The 21053-nt window shown below is 57.0% G+C and carries 11 protein-coding genes; 8 read left to right on the forward strand and 3 right to left on the reverse strand.

What is annotated here, in order from left to right; translation table 11 throughout:
- Positions 1–159 precede the first annotated feature (159 nt).
- Complete coding sequence (locus tag ACX3M4_RS12370; protein ID WP_459358883.1) at positions 160–2943, reverse strand: heparinase II/III domain-containing protein; 2784 nt, start codon at positions 2941–2943, stop codon at positions 160–162.
- A 132-nt stretch (positions 2944–3075) separates the two neighbouring features.
- Positions 3076–3315 carry a hypothetical protein gene (locus ACX3M4_RS12375; protein WP_459358884.1) on the reverse strand — a complete coding sequence of 80 codons (240 nt, stop codon included), beginning with the start codon at positions 3313–3315 and terminating at the stop codon, positions 3076–3078.
- A gap of 191 nt (positions 3316–3506) precedes the next feature.
- Between ACX3M4_RS12375 and ACX3M4_RS12380 the strand changes: the two genes are divergently transcribed.
- The 4 genes from ACX3M4_RS12380 to ACX3M4_RS12395 all read left to right on the forward strand — a co-directional run bounded on the left by ACX3M4_RS12380 (position 3507) and on the right by ACX3M4_RS12395 (position 9670).
- Positions 3507–4733, forward strand: coding sequence for an AGE family epimerase/isomerase (locus ACX3M4_RS12380; RefSeq protein WP_459358885.1), 1227 nt, complete (start codon positions 3507–3509; stop codon positions 4731–4733).
- Between the two features lie 325 nt (positions 4734–5058).
- Entirely contained in the window at positions 5059–6516 is a 1458-nt protein-coding gene (locus ACX3M4_RS12385; protein ID WP_459358886.1) for a phosphomannomutase, read from the forward strand.
- Positions 6517–6618: 102 nt separating this feature from the next.
- Positions 6619–7950 carry a nucleotide sugar dehydrogenase gene (locus ACX3M4_RS12390; RefSeq protein WP_459358887.1) on the forward strand — a complete coding sequence of 444 codons (1332 nt, stop codon included), beginning with the start codon at positions 6619–6621 and terminating at the stop codon, positions 7948–7950.
- Positions 7951–8278: 328 nt separating this feature from the next.
- Entirely contained in the window at positions 8279–9670 is a 1392-nt protein-coding gene (locus ACX3M4_RS12395; RefSeq protein WP_459358888.1) for a tetratricopeptide repeat protein, read from the forward strand.
- A gap of 185 nt (positions 9671–9855) precedes the next feature.
- On the opposite strand, the gene ACX3M4_RS12400 is transcribed toward ACX3M4_RS12395, so the two are convergent.
- Positions 9856–10887 (reverse strand): alginate lyase family protein, encoded by a 1032-nt coding sequence (locus ACX3M4_RS12400; protein WP_459358889.1) that lies wholly within the window; start codon positions 10885–10887, stop codon positions 9856–9858.
- A gap of 383 nt (positions 10888–11270) precedes the next feature.
- Here ACX3M4_RS12400 and ACX3M4_RS12405 point away from each other — a divergent pair, with 383 nt between their 5' ends.
- From ACX3M4_RS12405 to ACX3M4_RS12420, 4 genes are read left to right on the forward strand one after another with little or no spacing between them, the layout of a single operon-like run.
- Complete coding sequence (locus ACX3M4_RS12405; RefSeq protein ID WP_459358890.1) at positions 11271–15236, forward strand: right-handed parallel beta-helix repeat-containing protein; 3966 nt, start codon at positions 11271–11273, stop codon at positions 15234–15236.
- Between the two features lie 18 nt (positions 15237–15254).
- Positions 15255–18311 carry a tetratricopeptide repeat protein gene (locus tag ACX3M4_RS12410; protein WP_459358891.1) on the forward strand — a complete coding sequence of 1019 codons (3057 nt, stop codon included), beginning with the start codon at positions 15255–15257 and terminating at the stop codon, positions 18309–18311.
- A 59-nt stretch (positions 18312–18370) separates the two neighbouring features.
- Complete coding sequence (locus ACX3M4_RS12415; protein WP_459358892.1) at positions 18371–19804, forward strand: MBOAT family O-acyltransferase; 1434 nt, start codon at positions 18371–18373, stop codon at positions 19802–19804.
- A 21-nt stretch (positions 19805–19825) separates the two neighbouring features.
- Positions 19826–20935 carry an alginate O-acetyltransferase AlgX-related protein gene (locus ACX3M4_RS12420; RefSeq protein ID WP_459358893.1) on the forward strand — a complete coding sequence of 370 codons (1110 nt, stop codon included), beginning with the start codon at positions 19826–19828 and terminating at the stop codon, positions 20933–20935.
- Positions 20936–21053 lie beyond the last annotated feature (118 nt).

The following is a 21053-nucleotide window of genomic DNA, read 5'->3' on the forward strand; positions in this document are numbered from 1 at the left end:
AGGCAAGGGTTACACTTTCGTGTCGAACAGGTTTGATGCGGGCAATTTCAAGAGCGGAATGACAGCGAAGCTCTCGGTCATTCATATTCCGCCTTGGAATGGACTTTCATCTACGGCCGGATTAATCGGCTGAACAAATCCCTGTCAAACACACCTTTTCTATGCAAAAGGCAGGTCGTCCGTAAAGACGATGCTTTCCACGTCATAGAGGTAGTTGCGTCCCAGATCGCCATCATCGATGAAACGATCCATCACAGCTACATAAGTGCCGCGATCCTCGAAAAAAAACTGGTCCCTGGAGCCGCGGATAATCACGGTGTCGAATCCGTCCCCCGCATAGATGCGGTCATTGCCGCCTCCGAGAACAAAGGTGTCGTTGCCGGGGCTATCGCGGTATTCGTTTACCGTTTCATCGTCGATGAAAATATTGTCGTCCGACCCTGCAAAGGCGATGTGCTCGACGTCGTAGAGATAGTTTCGCCCGAGGTCTCCGTCGGCGGCGTTACGGTCCCACAAGAGAAAATGATCCTCTCGAATTTCGAAAATGAAATCGTCCTTGCCGCCGGTGACGACAAAAGTGTCGTAGCCCGCGCCGGCGTGGTATCGATCCTTCCCGGCTCCCGCTCTCACGAGGTCGTCCCCGCCCCCTGTGGTGATCAGGTCATCGCCGGCGCCATTGTTGACAATGTCGTCGCCATCGCCTGTCTGGACCCTGTCGTTGCCCTCTCCGTCATCAACGAAATTGTCGCCGTAAAGGTCGTAGATCAGGTCATCGCCGTCTCCGCCGTAGGTGGTATCGTCACCCTGGCCACCGACCACACGATCTTTCCCGGCCCCGGCAATGACCAGATCGTCCCCATCGAAGACGTAGATGTTGTCGTCCCGCGCGCTGCCGATGAACCAGTCGTTGAGGTTTGTCCCCCGGTCAATATCCGTTTCGGGCGAGGAAAAGAGCACATGATCATGCCCAAGTTGCGAAGCCCCTTCGTACTCCCGTATTTCGATCTCTCCGAGCCCGTTGGTGGCGATAACGTTGTAGTATCCGCCGTAACTCAGGTAGGCCGCGTAGCCGCCGGCAGCATTCAGAAGTACATCCATCTGCAGTTGGGGCAACTCGGACAAGGAAGCGGAAAAGGCCGAAGCGAACCAGGCGCTTTCCTGAATGCCGGTTAGTTTCAACTCGATGACCGGTGCTTCGACAAGCTCATACAGTCCGGGCGAAACCCAGCCCTGCATCTCGTAATCGCCGACGTAGCCCTTAAAATAGTTGATCTCCATGCCGTCGCTGCCGGCAAAGGCAGCATCGCCAAAGATGCCATTCTGGCTGAAGCCGGTCTGTGCGTCCGGGCTCAGTCCGAGTGCGGCGGGATCGAAGTGCCAGTTGAGCGTATAGTCATGGACATCGGTGCCGAAATTCATCATTTCGTCGAAGACGAAGGTAATTCCCGATTTCTTGAGCAGGATGACATCGCGCTCAAGCATGATGTCGTCATAAGCGTCTCGAAGTTGCTGGTAGTAGTCTTGCCGAGTAATTCCGCCCGGCAGCGGCGGCGGCGGACTGTCCGGCACGAAGCCGAACTCCCGCTCCATCGACACGAAAGAATATCCTTCCTCGTCGATGACCGTCTTGACGAGCGTGTCGCTGTCGGAACTGTATCCGTCGACGGACACGATGTTATGGGCTTCCGACGTCTCGAAATACACTTGTTTGAGACTGCCCCCACCGGAAAAGTCGAACCCGAAGGGATTGAGCCCGTCGTAACTGTACGGCCCCCCGGAATCGACCAGGATCCGTTCGCCGAACATGCTCAAAAGCACGTTGGTATTGTCGTAGTGACCGTGCGACACGAGCGCGGGACTTGCGTCTACTAAGAGGCGAAGGTCGCGCTCGTTCTCCCAGATGTATTCGGGCCTTACGACGATATAGCCTGCGTCGCCGAAATAGTTGAGGTCTTCGGGACGCTGACCTTCGGAACCATCGCTGAGGATCCATTTCGCAACTTCGGAGTGCAGTTCCTCCATCTGGGTGATCTGGTTGATCACGTAAGAGCCCGAAATGCCGCCGAAATAGGAATCTCCGACTTCGCTGATGTAGAGATCGTAGCGGTCATCCTCGGGCCTGCGCGTCAGCAGGTCGAAATCGAGCATCTTGGCGATCAGCGTCTCCACGTTGATATCGAGCTCGTACCCTTGCGAAGAAACACGCTCGATAGCCTCCAGGACGAGACCGATCGCCAGCCGGTGATAGGTAAAGGACTGCTCTGCTGTTACGCCGTCTTCGGTGAAGATTATCTGGTCGAGAGCTTCCTGGACGATTGCGAGTCCGTCATTGAGAAGCGTTTGGGCATCCGGCTCGTAGAGCGGTGACTGAGGATCGACATTCCCGAAAATCGTGGCATAGGATGAAATCGCCATCGAATGGAAGAACCTGTGGTTGTTCGCCTCCCATTTTTCCGTCAGGGACAGTTGATATAGCAGCTGATCTCGCTGGATCTCGATGGAGTTGGAAAGTGTCTCGAGCTCTTCCGCCGTAAACTCAATTCCATACGGATTTCCCGGTTTCAGGTAGGTTTCATACCAATAGGAAATATTGGCCAGCCGGAAGGCGTTCGTTCCATCGTGATAGGTCAGGTCGTGCGTAGGACTGGCTGGATCGCTGTTGTCCGTTGCAAAATCGAGGATCAGGTTCTTGATAAATGCGGGAAATTCATCGAACTCTCCCGCCTTGAATGCCGCCTCACCGCCATAGGCCCATCCCATCGACTGATAATAGGCCGACCAGATACGGGACTCGAACGGATCCTCCGTCCAATCAGGGTTTTCAGGTATGTCTGTCGGTCCGAAGGCCTTGACGATTTCTATCTGGCCACGCTTCCAGAGCTCTATAAACTTCTCTGAAGTATACCTGCTCTGTTCACGCGGCCATAAAATGACATTATACATGACAACTATACTCTTTAACTGACGACAATTTAGGCATTAATGGAAAATTCACGTTTACGACCGTAACAAGTGACTTTTTTTGGCACAAGCATATATTTTGCGCTGCGATATCAAAAACTCGATAAAGGCAATTTATCTTTTTAAATCAAAATTATAGGTTAAATTTTGCATCGCAACCCAGACAAGTCCGGCATCAATTTGCTTGCCCAATGCACGAATAATAGGCGCAAAAAATTCAGAACTACCTGCCTGCAACGCCTGCGAAAAGTAAATCTCGAGAAAAGCCGAGCGGAACCTGAAAACGCCGGCAAAAATCAAGGCAGATCGCGGTGTTGCGTCGTCTAGAACGCATGCAACCAAATAGGTCTGCATCAACAGCGTCTTACCGCGACGCACAAATATTGGTCGGTCAGCTCATGCTGCAGTCCCGAAAATTTTGCAGCGCAGCACAAATTATCAGCAAGCCTTCCTATTGCAGCGCAAACAAAACCCGCGCTACCGTTTGTTTAAGATTTTATTAATTCGGTGTTTGGATCGCGATTTACGCAAGTGGAGTTCAGTCAATGATCCCGGATGAACTGCAAAAAGCGAGCTTGAGCCTATCCGAATGGCTGGACGATCGGGCGCTCCCCATGTGGTGGGAAGTCGGTGCCGACAAGGTTGCGGGCGGCTTTTTCGAAGCTATCGGTCTCGACGGACAGCCCTGCCGCATTGAACGCCGCGCGCGTGTCCAACCCCGGCAGATCTACTGTTATGCGGAAGCAGGCTCGCGCGACTGGGACGGGCCGTGGAAAGCAGCCGTGCGTCATGGACTGAAGTTCTTCGACGAGACTTTTCTCCTGGCTGACGGCTTTTACGGTGCGCGCGCATCGGCAGACGGAACGCTGATCGACAACAGCTTCGACCTTTACAACCAGGCCTTTGCGCTGTTCGCCCTGGCACAGCTAGCCAAGTCGTTCCCCGAACAGGCTGAGGTTCATGAAATGCGGGCTGCAATTCTGCTTGGCAGATTGAAGCAGCACTTCGCCCATCCCGTCGCCGGCTTTGAGGAAGACAGCCCGCGTGCGCTGCCCTTGTGCTCGAACCCGCACATGCACCTTTTCGAGGCAGCCCTGGCTTGGAACGAGTTTGGCGGTGTTCATGCCTATACCTTCGGCAAACTTGCCGACGAGATTGCGGAGCTATGCCTGACGCGGTTCATCGATCCGGCAACGGGAGCCTTGCGGGAGTTTTTTGACGGCGACTGGCAACCTTTCAGCGAAGACAAGGGGCGGACCGTAGAACCGGGCCACCAGTTCGAATGGGCCTGGCTGCTCGTGCGCTGGGGAACTCTGCGCAACCGACCGGACGCGCTCTTGAAGGCCAGAAGGCTGTTCGACATCGCCGAGGCTTACGGCATCTGCGGTCGCCGCAGGGTCGCCATCATGGCACTCAACGATGATTTTTCCGAACGGGATGGAACGGCAAGGCTCTGGCCCCAAACCGAGTGGATCAAGGCATCGATGGCCCTTGCAAGCGTGTCTGCCGGTGCCGAGCAATCCCGCTACTTCGCTTCCGCGCTCACTGCCTGCGAGGCGTTGCAACAGTTCCTCGTCACGTCTGTTCCAGGTCTCTGGCGCGACAAAATGCTGCCGGACGGCAGCTTCGTCGATGAACCCTCACCTGCCAGCTCCTTCTATCACATCCTGTGCTCCATTTACGAGTTGAGCGACCGGCTCGAAGAGCTCGGGCACACCAACACCAACCCAGCTGTGAACGGCACGATCAAGCTTGAAAGGAAGATGGCTTGAAAACCCGGGAAGCCGCCCGAGCCGAGCTCACCGTGAATATGCAGCCATCAACAGCCCTCCATGATATGGATAAAAATTGCACACGAAAGACGCATCAGTTAAATTTTTAGACAAATCTAAGCTCTCTTTTGAAGCAAAACTCACAAAATTTGTGCTTTTAAAAATAGATATTTTGACTTAAATTTTCATTAAGTTTTAGTTACGCAAAACAATCAATAAAAAAATACAACCTTACTTTAGGGCAGGAAATCTAAACACAGTCAATAGTACTAAACCGTCAAAAGCGGATCGGTATGTCTTACTTTTTTTGATGGGATGTGTTGGGATGGTTGCCAAATTCGGAACAAGCGGGCTGCGGGGCCTGTCGACTGAACTCGTCGGCGATACGACCCTGGTCTATACACTCGCATTCGGCCGGTATCTTCTGGAGACAAACCAGATATCGGATTTCGACACCGTCTATCTCGGCCGGGATTTCCGAGACTCCAGTCCCGAAATCCTTCAGCTGTGCGCGAGCGCCCTCAGCGAACTCAACTTGCGTGTGATCGATTGCGGCAGCTTGCCGACACCAGCTCTCGCCTTTCACGCAATGAGGCGTGGTTGCGCCAGCCTCATGATCACCGGCTCCCATATTCCGGCCGACCGTAACGGCATCAAATTCTACCGTCCCGACGGTGAAATATCCAAGGTCGATGAAGTGGAAATCACGCGCTTTGCCGCCCTGATCACCAAGACGGATCTGGTTGCGGTAAAGCGGTCTCCGACAGTCCCCGTGCCGAGGGACGATGCGGCCATGGCCGGCTTCAAGGCACGGCTGAGAACTTTCCTGGAAGCCGGTGCTCTTAACGGCCTTCGCGTCGGCGTTTACCAGCACAGCACCGTTGCCAGAGATCTGCTGGTCTCCATCCTGGACCATTACGGGGCGCAAACGGTCACTCTCGGCCGTTCCGAAACATTCATTCCCGTGGATACCGAAGCAGTCTCGCAAGAGACCAAGAGCCTCCTGAAAGCATGGGCATCCCAGCATCAACTCGATGCAATCGTTTCGGCTGACGGCGATGGTGACCGCCCCCTGGTGGCGGATCAGACCGGCACCCCCTTGCGCGGAGACCTTCTCGGATTGATCAGCGCGTTGCATCTGGGTGCAGACGCAGTCGTTACGCCGATCACATCCAATTCGAGCATCGAGAAATACACGCCGTTCGAAACCTTCCGCACACGCGTCGGATCTCCCTTCGTGATTTCCGGAATGGAGGCCATTGCAGCGAACGGAAAGTCCGCCGTTGTCGGGTTCGAGGCAAATGGCGGCGTGCTGCTGCAATCCGGCTTCGATTGCGGGAACGCGCATTTCGAGGCGTTGCCGACGCGTGACTGTTTTGTGCCGATTCTCGCAACACTCAAGAAACTTGCCACTTCGGGCGAAGATCTTGAATCAGTTGCCGGCTCCTACGGCCTGAATACCGCCCTTGCGGACCGGCTGGAAGACTATGCCACCGAACGCAGCGCCAGCCTTATCTCCTACCTGACCCAAACCAAAGAAAACTTGCGGGACTTCCTCGCTCCGCTCGGGAGCCTCGTCTCGATCAACACCGTCGACGGATTAAGGGTGACGCTCGACGGGGAGCGGATCATCCACTTGCGCCCCTCCGGCAACGCTCCGGAAATGCGCTGCTATGTCGAAGCGGCCACGGAAGCCGAAGCGGAAGCACTCTTGTCGGATGGCCTGAATTTGCTGGCGGCCTGGACTGGACCCAACGTCCTGCAGGAACGGCTAACCGCGTGATCGCCCGAACCGAGGCCTGTGCGTGAAGGACCGTCAGGACCGCACGTTTCCCGGTTTCAAAGATGAACGATTTTCTTTTCAAGAATGAGGTGAATGATTGCCATGATCGACTCAAAGTCCAAAGAAGGTACCTTCAGCATCAGCGTGGTTGGTGCCGGGTATGTCGGCTGCGTGTCCGCGGCCTGCCTTTGCAACGACGGCTACGATGTCGTTGCAATGGACGTCAGCGCCAACACGATTGCGCATCTGGCGAATGGCAAGTCGCCTATCATCGAACCTGGTCTCGATGAACTGATTGCAGCCGGTCACGAAAAGGGCATGCTGAAGGCAACCACCGACATCGAGGAAGCAGTCCGTTCCACGAACATGACCTTCTGCTGCGTCGGTACACCCAGCTTGCCGAATGGTACCCTCAATACCAGCTACGTGAAGCAGGTGTCGGAAGACATCGGCCGCGTGTTGCGCGACAAGGATGAATTCCACATCGTCGTCATGCGCTCCACCATTCTTCCCGGAACAATGGAAGACGTCGTGCTGCCCGCGCTGATCGAAACTTCCGGCAAGGTGCCGGGCGTGGATTTCGGCGTTGCCTATTATCCTGAATTCCTGCGGGAAAGCACCGCTATCGACGACTATTACAGCCCCGGTGCGATCGTCTTCGGTCAATATGGCGACGACACACGCTCCATCGAGGCCCTAAAATCCCTGGTCGCCCATATTCCGGTCATGCCGCACGTCATCCCGATGCGCAGTGGCGAAATCGTGAAATATGCGAACAACTGCTGGCACGCGGTAAAGATCAGCTTCGCAAACGAGATCGGCAACCTGTGCAAGGTCAAGGACATCGACAGCCACGACGTTCTCGAAGTCCTTTGTGCAGACACGCGGCTGAATATCTCCAAGGCCTACATGAAACCCGGCTTTGCATTCGGCGGCTCCTGCCTGCCGAAGGATCTGCGCGCGCTGACCGGGTTCGGCCGCTTGAACAATGTCCCAACCCCGATGCTGGATGCAGCCTACAGCGCCAACCTGCTGCAGATCGATCGCGCCAAGAAGCTGGTCAACAATGCCGGCAAAAACACCGTCGGCTTCATGGGTGTGACCTTCAAGGAAAACACCGACGACCTTCGCGAAAGCCCGATGGTCGAACTGGTGGAAACTTTCCTCGGCAAGGGCAAGCAGATCAACATCTACGACCCCAATGTCGTGAAGAGCGAAAACGGTGGCCGCAACTATCTGGCACATATTGCCCCGCTCGTGCGCGACACGATCGACGATGTTGTGGCCCGTTCCGAAATCGTCGTCATCGGCAACAAGTATCCGGGTCTGGCAGAGTCTCTTTCGGCAACCAACAAGGAACTGACGGTGATCGATCTTGCCCGCGTGCCGATGCAGCCTTCGGCAAACCTGACCTATCACGGTCTTTGCTGGTGACGCTTTGAATATTCGGAAACTGAAGAACTCGAGCGGCGGATCTTCCGCCGCTCATTTTTTCTATCAGCACTGTTCTTCTGCCTAATTTGTGGGTGTTTGCTCAAAATTTGGACGACACCACAAACAGCATCATTAAAAACCCGTTAAGGCGGTCGGAAAGTGCGGCAAAAATGTTTCTATAGTTACCAAAACTTAATTCAGCCTCATTAATTTAGGTTCAGTTCTTGCCTGCCGGAGCTGGCAGATAGTACAAAAAACTCAAGAATGACAGGGTTTCAGGCGCTTTAATCGGGGCGATAACGTTTTGAATAGTAAGTCCTTTAAGCCATTGAGCAAGATTGCAGGGGCAGCCTTTCTGGCCGGTCTGCTGGCGAGCTGCGCCAGCCCGCGGACCATACTGGACAGCGGAAGCCGCGCAGAGCGCGACAATCTCAACAGATGGGCCGAAGTCCAGTACAACAAGGCGCTTGTTGCCGCGGACAAAAAGCTGGCAACGACGCCGGAAGACGCGGATGCAATTGAAGTCAAGGGCATCGCCGGACGCAAACTCGCCCAGATCCACGAAGACAGGGGTGAAAAGAAAGAAGCCTACGCCGCGCTTGAGGCATCCGCCGCAGCAGGGTACAGCTCGTCACTGTCCCGCCTTGCGCAGCTGCATAGCGACGGCGTCTATGTTCCCAGGAATATTCCCGCAGTCGTGCCGGGTTATGCGAAGCTCGCAGAAGAAGACAAGTCCATTCGCGCTTCGCTTCTTCTCGCCGACCTCGCCCAGCAGGGCAAGCTTCGCGGCAGCGGCCTCAATACCGATCCGTCGTATTGGTATGCAAAGGCCTCCTCCATTGGCTCAGTCAAGGCAAAAGACAGCCTGGCGAGGCTCTACGCCGCCCGTGGACGTCTCAACGAGGCCAAGCAACTGCTTGCCAGCCAGGGGCGGACCAAGGCTCTTGGCAAATATCTGACGCTTGCCAAGGATACGCTCGACGGCCGCGACGGTGTCCGGAAAAACCTCAACGCGGGCGTCTTCTGGTTGAATGCCGCAGCCGAGATCAATGCCGAAAGGGCTTCAAGCGTCGCCGTCAGCTTTTATCGCAAGACCGAATCCGAAACCGAGCGTGCTGCGGTGCTGCCCTTCATGCTCTCCGTCCCGAGCGCCCGCATCAACGATCTCATCGCCGACTACGAGACGCTCAGCAACGAAACGACAAAACGTGAAGTTTTCGCGCAGATCCGCTCGGCCGCGGACGAAGGCAACGGCAAGGCCGCCCTGCTGGTCGCGCGTGTATTGCGCGGAAACAGCAATTCCATTGGCGACGAGGCACTGCGATATTACGGGATCGCCGCCGCAAACGGTCAACAGGGCGCGGTTCGACTGCTTGTCGATCAGGCCTCCTTCGGAAGCGTCGGCAATCCTGCCACGGACCGGATCGTGAAGACGCTCACCGACGTTGCGAATGGCGGCGATGTGGACGCAGCCATCGCGCTCGCCCGCTTCTATCAGCTGGGCGGCCCAACCCCGAAGGATCCGCAAAAGTCATTCGCCTGGAACAAGAAGGCCGCAGATGCGGGCAACCAGGAAGCCCAGTTCAATACCGGTGTTGCCTTGGCGGAAGGCACGGGAACCGCAAAGGACATCGCCGCGGCTCGACGTTATCTCACGGCAGCTGCCGATGGCGGCAACAGCGCCGCAAAAGCCTATCTGCAATCCTTGCCGGCCGAATGACCACGGCTTACAGCAACGAAAAAGTGGAAGAGCCGGGAAATTTCCCGGCTCTTCCACTTTCTGACCCAAAAGGTCCAGGCGACGTGAAGCGTGTCGCGTTCAATTGAATTCACGTGACCCGCTTTATCTCTTTTTGACGCACGTCTTTTTGCGAAGGACCGGAACCCACTTTTTCGCGACGTACTCTAGCCCTTGGTTGTCGCAAGCGCCGGAACGAGTTCTGCTTTCGCAGTGTCCTGACCTGGATCTAACAGCCTCTGCAGCGCCCGCGACAACGTTGATCCTTCCGACAAGCGCAATGGCGCGACGAAATCGCTTTCCTTTACCAGTCTTGCCTGCGTTGCCCCGGCGAGCGCTGCGATGGACCCGGGATCCTCGACAGCCGCAAGTGTTGTTTTCGCCAAACGCGCCAGAGCGCCATCGCACATCGACGTCAGGTCATCGCCCTTTTCCGCACTGATGGCGGCAAGGCCACCAAGTGGACGAAGGGCGTAGACATGGTAATTGCGAGCCTGACTGCCGCGTGAGATTTCAAGCGACAGGTGACCGTTCGCATCGACCTGGCACAGCCCGATCCTGGCGCTTTCGTGCGACCATTCGACGAGGCCCCGATCCCGGCCGAAATATCCGGCTGCTCCAACTGCAAGCGCTGCCCAGTAGCGGTGATTGTTGCGGCGTGACTTCGGGCCGGCCTCAAACCGGAAAAAATGCACGGTTGTCTGCGCCACGCCAATCAGCCAGTTGCCTATAACCGCGCGCTGCTCTTCGGAGAAAGCGCCGTTGCGGTCCAGGTGATCGATCGTAAGGCTGATTTCGGCCATGAAGCGGCTGCGCGACAGATGAGCGTCGTCACTCTTCATCTCGGTCAACGCACCAGCACTTGCCCAGCGCGTAAGATCTTCAGCGGCGCAATTTTCCAGTTCCGGCTTGCCGCTGAAGGCTTGTCCGCCAACAATCTGCAGAAATCGCCTGACCGGTTTCATCTGAAGGTCGCGCTCGCGCCTGGCGAAGCCGTCGACCGTGTCCTTGGCGCCCGATTGTATGTATTTGGAACGGGTGTCGAGCGTTACGACCGGCTCTGGGACCGTTATGCAGGTCTGGCCAGTCGTGCCCTCGGAGATCTCAGGCGCGGCGGGCGCCTGCCCCAGACCGGCAAGCGTGACCTGAGGCACGGCAGCAAGGCTCGAGAGGACGGTTTGCGCAACAGCGGGACGCAACAAGCCACCTGCGAGAACCACCGCGCAGAAGGCGAGACACAAACCGGTCCGGGAGAAATTTTCAAGACAACGCGACATCGTGCACCCAAAACGTTTGGCGCACACTACGCAGCGGCAGCTTTCAAACCCGTTGGAGAAAATCCTAAAGTTTTAGCGAATATCCGGCTTCTTATATTTTGCATCGCAGCACATTCGCTCTCACGCTCTCCGGTTGACGATCCGCGTGTGCTGCGACTGCACAAAGACTATGCGAATGCTGCTATTTTCCGCACAAATTGACGCAACGTTGCTCCAAATTAAACACCTATTAACTTTATCGTTTCGTTCCATTGGAGCTAATATGCTGCACGGCAACATTTTTGAGTTTTGTAAAGTCCATAGCCATGCGTATCGTGTCCAGAATTGCAGGAACGACGTGCTTCTTCCTGCTGTTGTCCACCGGCATCGCCGTCACTTCTGCTGCAGCGCAGCAGAAACGGACAGATATCGTCGACCAGGCCTTTTCGACGCTTGGAGAGACCGCCGGAGAGTTCGACATCGTCGACAAAATCGATGTGCGCAAGGCGGAGCTCATCGTTTCGCAGAATATTGCCCTGGCAAAGCACACAAACCTCATCGACGAGGCTACGCAGTCGGCGCAAATTGCTTTGAAGGTCTACGAACAGCTCGACAACCTCGCCAGATCCCAGGCCCAGATCAGCTCGGTGCTCAGCGACATGATCAGCGAGGCCAAGCTGGCAAAAGACAGGCTTGGCGCGGCTGGTATTTCGCAGGACATGATTGCCGGTTTTCTTATCGAGCTGTTGTCGAACAAGATTATCGAGACCGATCTGACCGAGAAGCAGATCCTCGATATCAGCGTTCAGATCAACGAAAATTTCGCCAAGTTGGAGGATCCCCGATTTACGCTCAGCGCGCTTTACAACCGGGCGCGCACGGAGAAGAAGCTGGGGAAGGACATCAGGCTGTTCGAAGCCGTCCTGCGCATTTCAAACGAATTGATCCGGGTCGAAGCCGCCAAACTTCTCGGGGAAGTCGATTTACGGAAACAGGCCGACGAAATTATTGAAAAATCGATCGAAATTCTCAAGTCCGAGCACCCTGAAAAGGCACTCATCCTTGCGGAACGCATGGTAGAAATTCATTCGCAGCCGGAGCTCGTACACCGGTTCCTGATACCTTTCGGCAATTCCTTCGCCTCTTCCGATCTCTATGATCCCGCCTATTTCGCAAGCTATGCTGAAATGGAGCCTGCGGAACTCGCCGACAGCCTTGAGCGAGGCCTGCGCAACAAATCGCTGAACAGCGTCGAGCTCATCATCAACCTTGTCGCGCGCTTCGACGGCAATGAGGTTTTCTCGCGCAATCTGGCCGTTGGACTGACCCGTGCGCTGGCACGTGAGAACCAGCTGGATATGGCGCTCTTCACGACGTTCTGGACGTCCGCTGATCAGATGCCATCCGGATCACCGCGCGACACGATGCTTCACGAGATCAGCATCATCCTGTCCTCTCAGGGACGGGGATTTCCTGCCCTGGAAGCGGCCGGCAGGATTAGGGACAGGCAACTGCGAAACGTTGCCCTCCAGGCCGCGTCCAATGAATTGGCGGTTGCCGGCTACAATGTCGCCGTCGAGACCACGGCCAGAAAGATACTCGCCAGCCTTCCATCCGGAGATTTGCAGGCCGGCGATCTGGCTCTGCTGAGAAACCTTTGCGAAACTCTCGGAGCGTCGGGACTGGTGAATCTGCTGGAGCAGGTCAAGTCACTTACCCAGGACGGTGACGTTGCCCTGGCAGCGAACAGGCAGTTGCTCCGCGTGGCGGTCGATCGTCGTGACGGGGATGCACTCCAGGCGCTGCTTTCGTCTTCGGCACCGTTTGCAGAAGCCGACCGTGTCTGGGCTCAGGCTTATGCCGCCGCACTCCATGGCGACGTGGCTGCCGCTGCTGCCGACCTGAAACGGGCGCAGTATCTTGCGAGCGAAGGTACCGATGCGAGAACCACCTTCGGCAACATGACCGCCTTCGGGTCGTACCTTCGAAAGCCGGACCTGCTGCAGGCGCTTCTCACGGAAACCGTGTCCGATCTTTTGCCCGCCTCGCAAGCCGACCTGCTCCACGGGTTTGTCCGGGCCCAATTTGAGAAAGATCCCAAGGCGCTGGCCGAGATGGAGGTCGTTAGCCCGCTTCTGACCCGGATAGCGCAGGATACAAGTCTGGCAGCCCGGGTACAGGTCACCATGGCCAAGACTTTCGCCATGCTGGGCGACGTTGAAAACACCGGTCAGCTGATCACCATGAGTGATGGCTGGCTTGATCCCGACCAGGTGCTCCAGGAGGAAATCACTGCGCTTGCCATGGCTGGCAGATACGAGGAGGCGAGAGCGGAAACCTCGCGGATTGGTCAACATGACTTGGCGCAAGCTGCCCTGGCCGGTGTGATCAGGATCGAGGCCCGCCTCGGCGACGTCGAAGACAGCGCCCGGCGTCTCAAGAAGATCGACGATTATCGCCTGCGCGTCGGCACTTACCGCGAAATCGCAGAATGGATGGCGCACGATCTCGACAAGGATGGCCTGCTGTCGCGAAACCATCCGCCCGCGATGGCACTCGTTCAGGCCGAAAACGTTTCGGCCCCGGGGGACCGGATCGCCGGCACCGAAGTCGCACCGCCATCTTTTCAGATCGATGACGCAAACACCTTGCGCGCCGGAGCCGGGGTCAGGCTCGTACACCAGGATGCCTTGCTTCCGGACTACGGCTACCCGGACCTCATCGCTGGCCTCGACACTACCGCCGACGATGTGCGAGCCATCGTGCCCCTGCTGCCGCGCGCAGGGCCGAGCGGGCTTTCCGTGGCTGGTCTAAATCGGTTTGCACGCCTGAACCGTTTCTCGTCCAAATTCTTTGAAGAAGTCGTCGGCATGAGTGCGCGCGACTATCTTTACAAGCGTCAGGGGACGATCAACCCGATATTCCTGTACCTCACCGAGGGCGTCTTTACGGCCGAAAAGCTGCTCTATCTGTCTGTCTCGGGCCGTTTCCGCACGGTCGACCGGGTGGAAGACGGCTTCATCTTCCGGGCACCGATCGTGGTTGGCCCGAATGCCACCCTTGTGCTTTCCGGTCAGGAGGCAAAAGCCTTTTACCTCAGCCAGAGCTACGGCTCCTTCATCGTCAATGCCGGCAAACTGTTCGTCGTCGACACAACGCTTGGCGCTTATGACGAAGACAAGCAGGATTTCGCTTTCTCCGACTACAATAACCGCAAGAATTTCCGTCCGTTCATTCTCTCGTGGAGCAACAGCGAAACCTATATCGGCGGCTCGAGAGTTGTCGGGCTGGGCTACTCCGCGGGCAAGTCCTATGGCCTTTCGCTGTCCTCCGGTCCGAAGGATTCCATCGACGAGAAGCGAAAGGATCGCAGGCCGTTCGGTATCGTGGCTGACAACAGCTTCGACAACATGCTCTACGGCTTCTATTCCTACGAGGCGGATGACGTCGCCGTCGTCGGCAACGAATATCGCAACAACATTACCTACGGCCTCGATCCTCACGACAGGTCCCAGCGGCTGACGCTGTCCTACAACACCGGCTACGATACCGAGAAAAAGCACGGCGGCATCATCTCGCGTGAGGTCGATGACAGCTTCCTTGTCGGAAACCTCATGTTCGACAATGCCGGTTCCGGGTTGATGGTCGACCGCGATTCCATGGCGACGACAGTCTATGCAAACACGGCTTTCGGCAACGAACAGGACGGCCTGACCTATTTCGAGAGCCCCTGTGCCCTTATCGACTCGAACCACTTCTTCAACAACAAGCGAGCCGGCATCAAGGCACGCAATTCCTGGGATCTCTCGATCACCCGCAACCGGATCAACGGCAACGCGGAGGCAGCGATCGACGGCTACATCTCGATCCTGGAAGACGGCGAAGCCGCCCGCACCCGCGACTTCGACATGGATCCCTACATTCCCTTCGGAAGTTTCTTTGCAGCAGGCAACGAACTCAGGGACAACAATATCGGCATCAAGGCCAACGGCCTGAGCGCGGTCACACTGAGCGACAACCAGTTCCTCTTCCAGCGAGAGGGCCTATACGGCGGCGATCTGAAGGAACAGTCGCTCTGGTTGCTGAAATACGGCTCCGAAGGCCAGGCGGTCACCATGGCATCGGCCTGCCTTCCGAAGATAAGCCATCACAAGGGATGCACACTGCAGCACAGGGGCCTGCTGGCCTCCCATGCGACGGCCTCCGCGTTCGACAGCTCACCGGTTACCGATTTCTGCCTCGGCGACAAGACGAGCGTGCAGGCCGGCGCTGTCAATCCGGTGACCCACTAGACCTTCATGAGCGCAAACATGTCAGTACCTCGTTCAGTCAAACCGGAACACCACGCCCGCTCCCGCAAGAGAGCATTGATCGGGTCCTGTGCAATCCTCGCAGCCTGCAGCGTCCTGGTCCTGCTGCCGTCGGCGTCTCCCGCCCTGGCTCAAGCTGCACCTGCAACGATTGCGGCAAAGCCGAACGCCGGCAGCACGCCGGTGATGCAGGTGAACAAACTTGAGATCACCGAGGACTACATCGCAACTTTGTCGCCGGAAGACAGGATTGAATTGGCCGACAGACTGCTTCGCGGCCTCCCCTATTCACCGACCAACCCGCTGCGCGTGAGCGATGTCGCGACCGGGACACGCTTGTTCGAGGAAGCGATCGCGGCCGCGACGGGTGAGGAACGGGCGCTGCTCGAATTTCAATACGGCAAGGCCCTGCTTGCAACATCGGAACCGGACAAGGGTCCAAGAGCGACGGAGCAACTTGAAAACGCCCTTCTGGCCGGCCGGAAGGATGCCGGCCTGAGACTGGCCATGGAATTCGTCTCCAACCCGGAAAACGTCAAGGGCTTCGTTGGACCGGACAGGGCACGAGAACTGTTTCAACCATTCCTCTCCGGCGGCGATCCAGAGACGCTGCTGGCCTATGCCAACCTGATCGCGACTGTCTCGCCCGAGGAAGCACGCTCTCTGCGCCTGCTTGCCCTTACCCAGTTGGCCGTCGAAGCGTCAAACGATGCACGCGCGGCCATCTTGGTCGGCAATGCATATCTCGATGGCACGATCGGTGAAGAAAACCTCCAGAAGGCAATTGAGCACTACGCGCAAGCCTTGACAGCGGGTTCTGCAGACGGGGGCTACCAGATCTATTCGGCGCTCCGCAACCAGCTTGATGACCGGAATATCGCAGGCCAGGTAAAGAACGCACTGGTCGCCTCCGTCACGCTCGGCTCGACAAAGGCGACCTTGCGCCTTCTGGACGACTACTCGGAAAAGGATCGGCTTGGCGTCACGCGTGCGGAAGCGGAACAGCTTGCAGGCCTGCTGGCGGAAACAGGCCATTCCGAAGGGCTCTACCATCAGATCCGGATCTTCGAGAAGTTGCTCAGAGACGGCCAGAAATTCTCCACCAGCGAAATGGACGCGACTGTGGCGAAGCTGCTGGCGAGCGGCACGAACCTTTCGGTGGAAGATGCGGAAAAACTCGGTGGACGGATCCTGCGCTCGACACTGCCTCAGGACATGCGTTTCGGCTATTCACTCCATTTCTTTGAATACGCTCTCGAGCTGGGATCGGTCACTGCCGCTTACGAATTAGGCGATCTGGTGCTCGGCCGTCTCTCCAGTTCGCAGTATTTCGCCAGGACCGGTAACACGGACCTGCAGAAAAAAGCGTTGAGCGCGCTCCAATATGCGGCTCAGCGGGACAACCAACTCGCAATGGTTCGCCTGGGCGATGTCTATCGCACCAATGAGTTCGTAGAGCTTTCGCTTGAAAAGGCCGAGGAGTGGTACACGAAGGCCGTAGAACTCGATCCGACACCGCGCGCCCTTGAGCGCCTGGCGTCCTTCATCAATGCGACCCGCGAAGATGCACAGTCGCTTGACGAAGCACTTTCGTTGCTTCAGAGCGCGGCAGCGCAGGACAGCGCGTCGGCCATGACGACGCTCGGTACCATCTATCTTCGCGGACGCCGAACGTTGACACCGGATGTACCGCGCGCGCTCACCTGGTTGAGCAGGGCGGTCGATGCAGGATCCACTCAGGCCCTTATCGTCCTGGGAGAATACTATCGCGACAGCGAAAAAGAATTCGTGAAGGCCCGGGACTCGTTTGAAGCGGCGGTCAAGGCTGGTAACGGCAAAGCCTGGATCGGCATCGCCTCGCTGTACGAACTTGCCGGCGAGCCGGAAAAGATGATGGCCGCGCTGAAATCGGGTTCCGACACGGAAAATCCGGAAGCGATGGTGGCCTACGCTTTCGCTCTTCTTCAGCGTTCGCCAACGGACCGGGAAGCATTTTTGCTGCTCCAGCGAGCCCAGTTGCTGGGCATCGACAGTTCGGGCACGAACCTGCGCATTGCCGAGACCTATATCGCGACCGGTGAAGCGGCAAATATCGGCATCGGCCTGGACATCCTCAACGTGTTGGTCGATCGCGGCTACGGACCCGCCGTCTCGCGCGCCGTCAGGATCTATCTCAGCTCTGAAGCCGGCACGCCGAATGTCGAACAGGCCCTTTCGATCGCTTCGGTCGGCCTGGCCCAAGGTTACACCGCGCCGATGATACAGGTCGCACTCGCAATTTCGGAAGGTGCTCCGGGGATTGAGGCAGCACCGCAAAAGGCGATCCTGCTCCTCAAGCAGATCTACCAGAAATCCCCGCAGACGCTCGATGTCGCGGTAAGACTCGGACAAGCCTATACGGAGGGCGCTTATGTCGAACGGGATCTCGACCTTGCCTTGCAATATTTCGAGGAAGCCGCGACCCAGGGCAGCGTGCGCGCCCAGCTTCGAACCGCAAAGGCCTATCTAGACGGGATCGGGACCGAACGGAACTCGACCAAGGCCATCGCCTGGTACCAGCAGGCAGCTGACGCCGGCTCGACGACGGCGCTGTTGCAACTGGGGCGGATCTTCGCCTCCGGGGGCATCACCGAAATCAACCCGGAATTGGCCTTTGTCTATTTCTACCGGGCTGCCGAGGCCGATTCCACTGAAGCCAAGGCGGAAGTCGGACGCTCGCTGCTTGCCGGATTTGGCATCGACCAGAACGTCAATCTGGGCGTGAAATGGCTCGAGGATGCCGGCGAAGACGGCAGCGCGCGGGCCATGTACGACCTGTTTTTCCACTTCATCTACCAGGACAGCCCTGACGCGCGGCAGGTCGCGATCAATTGGCTGCACCGGGCCGCGGAACACGGCAGCGCTGAGGCCATGTTCCGCTATGCGGCTCATTTGCGAGCGGAGGCCCGGGATGACAATGCCGAGGGCGTCAAGGAATGGCTCACCCGCGCCAGCGCGGCCGGCCATCAGTATTCGGCGGCAATTTTGAATTCGGGCTGGAAAGAATACGTCGAATGACTTGTTCATTCCTGAGCATTCACACAGGGCTAACCTGATCAACGGAAGAAATTGATAAAATGGTTTTCTCCTCTGCCTTCTTCATTCTGGCCTTCCTGCCGATTTTTCTGGTTCTCTATTTCCTGACACCGTTCCGTTACAAGTCAGCGATCATTCTCGCCGGGTCGTATTTTTTCTACGCCTGGTGGCGTGTCGACTATCTCGCCCTGTTGATCCTGGTGACGATCTGGAGCTATTTCGTCGGCCACCGGATCCATTCCTCGCAGCTGCAGGGGGATGCCAGGGCAGCGCAGCGCTATTGCACCATCGGCGTTGCCGGGAACCTGTCCGTTCTGCTCTATTTCAAGTACTTCAATTTCTTCGTCGACAGCGTCTCCCTCACCTTCTTTGCTGGCGAACCGCTGTCGCCCCTTTTCGGTCAGGTCATCCTGCCGATCGGGATATCCTTCTACGTGTTCCAAGCGATCAGCTATGTCGTCGACGTCGCCCGCAAGGATGCGCCGCCCGCGACAAACCTCTTTGACTTCGCTGCGTTCATCGCCCTCTTCCCGCAGCTCATTGCCGGCCCGGTTCTGCGCTACAAGGACCTCGCGGACCAGTTCGTGGAACGTGAACATTCCTGGGAGAAGTTCGGCGAAGGATCGCGCATGTTCATGCTTGGGCTCGCCAAGAAGGTCTTGATCGCCGACTCCGTCGCCCCGATCGCGGACACGATGTTCGGTCTTGATGCGCCGACCCTTTCGGAAAGCTGGCTCGGCATCACCGCCTATACCATCCAGCTGTATTTCGACTTCTCCGGCTACAGCGACATGGCCATCGGTCTTGGCCTGATGCTCGGCTTCCATTTCATCCGCAATTTCCACTTCCCCTATATTTCGCGGTCGATCACGGAGTTCTGGCGCCGCTGGCACCTGAGTCTCTCGGCCTGGCTACGTGACTATCTCTACATTCCGCTCGGGGGTAACCGCGTCGGTTTCGCACGGACCTATGTAAACCTGTTCCTGACGATGTTTCTTGGCGGGCTCTGGCATGGCGCGAACTGGACGTTCGCAATCTGGGGCGCCTGGCATGGCCTGCTGCTCGGGATCGAAAGGTATTTCGGCGTTTCGAGCACACGGAACAGATCGATCGTCTATCTGCCCATGACACTTGTGTTCGTGATGATAGGCTGGGTCTTCTTCCGTGCCGAGAACGTTCATTCTGCCTTCGCCATGCTTTCCGGCATGGCCGGCATGAACGGGTTCGGCATGACCGACATCGTCGCCTGGCAGATCACACGGTTCTCGCTGGCGATGCTCGCAGTCTCCATCGTCATCGTTTACCTCGAACCGTACCTGTCGCAATTCGGATCAAAACCCGCGAAGGGCGACACCTTCGTTAGCCCGGAGTTCATCTCCGTCCGCCAGGGGCTGCTGGTTTCGAGCCTGGGCGTCCTGTCGCTTGTCAAACTGACCGCCGACAACGATTCCCCTTTTCTCTATTTCCAGTTTTGACCGGGCAAAGGAACAAACGTCATGAGCAGCACGGGTTCCAAAATCATCTCCGCTTCGATGATCGGCATGTTCGCCGTCGGCTTCGCCTTCACCACCAGCTTTGCCATGTTCAGTGACATCGACTGGAAGAACAACGACGGGACACCGTCTGCGTTTCTGAAAGGCAAGGTCGCGCTCGATCTTGAAAACTCCTACAAGGACGAACTCTTCTTCCGCGATATTTCCATCAACCTTTACAACGTCGTTTCGCTGGGACTTTTCGGCGAAGCCAAGAAGGGTGCCCTGGTGGGCGATGACGGCTGGCTTTATTCGACCGAAGAGTTCTCATGGACGAAGGACTCGCCGCAGAACCTGAAGGCAGCCCTCGCGGCGGTCGAAACGACGAATGAAACTTTCGCACAGCATGGCACGAAGCTTGTCGTTGCCCTGCTCCCGACCAAGGCTGAGATTTACAGCGAACACCTCGGCTCGCTGCGTTGGCCGAAGGTTCACCACCCCCTTTATGACGAAGTTCGCGGGGAGCTTCAGGATCATTCCGTCCTGACCCCCGAGTTGAGGGCTCCGCTGATGGACGCCAAGGCAAAGGAACAGGTTTTCCTCAAGACCGACACGCACTGGACTGTCGAGGGCGCCGAGGTGGTTGCCAGGAACCTTGTGCCGGTGACGCTTGCGGAAACCCTCCCCTCTGCCGAATTGACGATGGAGCCCCAGAAGAAGACCAGCCACAGCGGAGATCTCCTGAAGTTCGTCAAACTCGGATCGATCATGCCATCGCTGGCCTATCCGGATGAAACTGTCCAGCCGATCCTCGTGCGGGCTGCGGTGGGAGATGTCGACAGCCTGCTTGACGAGAGCGACGAAGAACCCGTTCCCGTCGCGCTGGCCGGCACCAGCTACAGCGCCAACACGCTTTGGAGCTTCGAAAGCCACCTGCGCAACACGTTGCAGACCGACGTCCTCAATGTTGCGGAGGAAGGCAAGGGGCCGTTCGATCCCATGTCCGCCTACTTGAAGAAGCTCGAAGATGGCGAACTCGAATATCCGAAGCTGGTCATCTGGGAAATGCCGATCCGATACCTGGATGACTACAGCCCGCAAGCCCTCGAAAGCCTGAATTTCGAGGTCGATTGACGCTGCCGTGTAAGTTTGTCCAGCCAGACAAACACCGATCTCGCTCTAATCAGACAAATAGACGTTGAGTAAAATTTGGAACAATGGATAAAAAATAGGCATTAGAAAAATATTATGA

It is taken from the genome of Roseibium sp. M-1, assembly GCF_054515675.1.

Bases quoted from the DNA above. Each gene is read 5' to 3' on its own strand.
- ACX3M4_RS12375 (WP_459358884.1), bottom strand. From the start codon at position 3,315: ATGCAGACCTATTTGGTTGCATGCGTTCTAGACGACGCAACACCGCGA.
- ACX3M4_RS12405 (WP_459358890.1), top strand. From the start codon at position 11,271: ATGCGTATCGTGTCCAGAATTGCAGGAACGACGTGCTTCTTCCTGCTG.
- ACX3M4_RS12380 (WP_459358885.1), top strand. From the start codon at position 3,507: ATGATCCCGGATGAACTGCAAAAAGCGAGCTTGAGCCTATCCGAATGG.
- ACX3M4_RS12420 (WP_459358893.1), top strand. From the start codon at position 19,826: ATGAGCAGCACGGGTTCCAAAATCATCTCCGCTTCGATGATCGGCATG.
- ACX3M4_RS12385 (WP_459358886.1), top strand. From the start codon at position 5,059: ATGGTTGCCAAATTCGGAACAAGCGGGCTGCGGGGCCTGTCGACTGAA.
- ACX3M4_RS12390 (WP_459358887.1), top strand. From the start codon at position 6,619: ATGATCGACTCAAAGTCCAAAGAAGGTACCTTCAGCATCAGCGTGGTT.
- ACX3M4_RS12370 (WP_459358883.1), bottom strand. From the start codon at position 2,943: ATGTATAATGTCATTTTATGGCCGCGTGAACAGAGCAGGTATACTTCA.
- ACX3M4_RS12410 (WP_459358891.1), top strand. From the start codon at position 15,255: ATGTCAGTACCTCGTTCAGTCAAACCGGAACACCACGCCCGCTCCCGC.
- ACX3M4_RS12415 (WP_459358892.1), top strand. From the start codon at position 18,371: ATGGTTTTCTCCTCTGCCTTCTTCATTCTGGCCTTCCTGCCGATTTTT.